Origin of the sequence: Geobacillus sp. B4113_201601, assembly GCF_001587475.1 — a bacterium.
Taxonomy (GTDB): Bacteria; Bacillota; Bacilli; order Bacillales; family Anoxybacillaceae; genus Geobacillus; species Geobacillus icigianus.
Genome location: NZ_LQYX01000113.1, coordinates 1 through 608 on the forward strand (window position 1 = coordinate 1; position 608 = coordinate 608).

Below are 608 nucleotides of genomic sequence, written 5' to 3' on the forward strand. Positions count from 1 at the left end.
ATCACCAAATTTTGTGATTTAGTGACAAAAAAGAGAAAGCACTGACGAGATCCTGGCAATAATGTTAGCGGTGAAATCAACATTAAGGAGGTCTCGTAAGTGCTTTCGATACCACTAGGATTGCCAGAATTTAGAGTGATTAAACAAGAACTTCATTCCTATGGTTATGCGATTCATGTAGAGAAAACAGAGACACAGGAACGTTGCCCTCATTGTGGGTTTGCCACTTCCTCTGTCCACGACAGACGGACAAGAAAAGTACGGGATTTGGCGATTTTCCATCAACCGGTGTACTTGTTCGTAAAGATAAAGCGCTATCGGTGCTGGAATTGCTCTCAAGTGTTTTCCGCCTCTTTGGAATCGGTTCAACCCAATCTGCACTACACCAACCGATTTTGTGAGTACTTGTATGAACTTTGTGAAGGTTCCACCATTCAAGAGGTGAGCCGAAAGCACCGCATCCCATATACAACATTGGAACGCATTTATTACTCCATCGCATCGAAAAAAGCAAAAGAGCGTCAAACAGCGATAGAAGCATCTTCTCAAGAAGGAATGGTGCTTAGTTTAGATGAAATCGCGGTAAAAAAGGGACATCAGTATGAAAC

At 42.4% G+C, this 608-nt stretch carries 1 protein-coding gene; it reads left to right on the forward strand.

Annotated elements, in window-relative coordinates:
- Positions 1–99: 99 nt before the first annotated feature.
- Positions 100–608 (forward strand): transposase family protein (locus tag B4113_RS19165; RefSeq protein WP_160331384.1); only part of this gene is annotated, 509 nt, incomplete at its 3' end.